The sequence below is a fragment of the Lelliottia sp. RWM.1 genome (assembly GCF_016859735.1).
GTDB lineage: Bacteria > Pseudomonadota > Gammaproteobacteria > Enterobacterales > Enterobacteriaceae > Enterobacter.
Genome location: NZ_WLVC01000121.1, coordinates 1 through 1,656 on the forward strand (window position 1 = coordinate 1; position 1,656 = coordinate 1,656).

The following is a 1,656-nucleotide window of genomic DNA, read 5'->3' on the forward strand; positions in this document are numbered from 1 at the left end:
CTGATGGATCCAACCCCTCCGCTGCTATAGTGCAGTCGGCTTCTGACGTTCAGTGCAGCCGTCTTCTGAAAACGACAAACGATGTCAGCCAATAAGTTGTTGTAATAATCGACAAGTGTTTGTTGCAACTCGCCGTCCTGTAAGACTGCATTATCAGTCTGATTCAGGGCGGCTATGGTGTCATTTATACACCATAAACCGATGACGGCTGCACGTAAATCTGTGGATGCTCTTGATGGCGATTCAACGTTTGCTGTCCCACGCATGGCGACAGCATTGTTTAGCCCAGCAATAATCCCATTATAAGTTGGGGGGAGGGGCTCCGACAACTGCAAAGCTATCTTTTCTGTATTGTTTTGGATGTCGTCCGCAAGAATGGTATTCTCGATCAGTTCTCGAGCCAATAATGATGTTTCGAAGCAGACGGCCAACACCGTCTGCTTCGTTTCTGGTTCTTGTTCTTCCACTGCCAGCGCGTTACTGATTGTTACGCACGTAAGTAGCAAAGTGAATGCGCTCTTGAGTCTCATCAACGGTTGCCTCCACAGTCTCGCTGGCACTGGAATCAATGTGAAAATTGTTCTGGATCGGATCAACAGGAATAAATCGATCACAGTCGAACTCTCTTGGAATTATGGTCATGTGCAGTTTCGTTGCTGATGAAAGAGCTTGAATGTACAACTTCTCCCCACCAATGACAGCAATGCGTTGATCGGTATTCTCATACAGGTTGATCACAGCACGAAGATCAGGAACGACAGTAGCGCCTATGACATCTTCTTGTTTTAACGTCGAGGAGATCACGAACGATTCGCGTTCGGGGAGAATTCCTTTCTCCTTGATTCGCTCCTCGGCGCCATCCTTTTCTAACTGCATGTCACGCATGTCAGTATACGTGTGTTTCCCCATAACGCACACGCGGATCTCTTTAGAAATCCGCGTAAATCGCGCCATGTCTTCTTTGCATTTCCATGGAATCTTGCCGCCTTTCCCGAATCCCAACTTAGAATCCACAGCGACTATTAGCTCAAGTTGTGGGTGACTCATTAAAACTCCAAACCAGTCGATGCTGGTTGTTCCAGATATTGCTTACGGAAGGTGGCCAGATCAATCAGTTTGATATTTGCCTTTCCGCTGTTGTTGAGATCGTGCACTTTCTTCAATTTGCCGGAAGATCCGGAAGTGGATGCCGCGATCACCATGGTGGTCTTCGACGAGACTGATGATTGCACTTCACCACCCTCAGCTTCAATCAGCTTCTCCAAGGCCGCGTCACGAAAACCGGTGATCACGATCTTCTCACCGGTAAAACGATCCCCCGAAGTGACCTGCTGTTTGAACCCGATGATTGATTGAATCTTGTTGAATAGCTCGGCATGTTCAGCCATACCTGCAAGCACTTTTGCGGCAGTTTTGTAGCTGAATTTGTCGACGCTAACGATCTGCTCTTCGGTGATGGCATTGAAATCATCCAAGGTCTTAATATCCAAGCCTTCACACAGAGCTTTCATCTTGCGGCGCCCAACGCCGCGCCCAAAGTGGGGCATCGACCCCAACCAAACCGACAGGGGAACACTACTGGGTATAGGAAGTATAAACCACCTTTTTGCTCCTCATCCGAAGTATCTTACCTGAAATTCCCTCACTCGTTTACCG

The 1,656-nt window shown here is 48.0% G+C and carries 3 protein-coding genes; all 3 read right to left on the reverse strand.

The genetic code is table 11. The features are described 5' to 3' along the window. A partial coding sequence (locus GF617_RS26805; RefSeq protein WP_154400862.1) for a hypothetical protein occupies positions 1 to 467 on the reverse strand: 467 nt, incomplete at its 3' end. A 10-nt stretch (positions 468 to 477) separates the two neighbouring features. Next, positions 478 to 1,047, reverse strand: coding sequence for a trimethoprim-resistant dihydrofolate reductase DfrA19 (gene dfrA19 / locus GF617_RS26810; RefSeq protein WP_000019304.1), 570 nt, complete (start codon positions 1,045 to 1,047; stop codon positions 478 to 480). Then, entirely contained in the window at positions 1,047 to 1,511 is a 465-nt protein-coding gene (locus tag GF617_RS26815) for a BRCT domain-containing protein (protein WP_000645230.1), read from the reverse strand. The genes dfrA19 and GF617_RS26815 overlap by 1 nt, the downstream gene beginning before the upstream one ends. Positions 1,512 to 1,656: the final 145 nt, after the last annotated feature.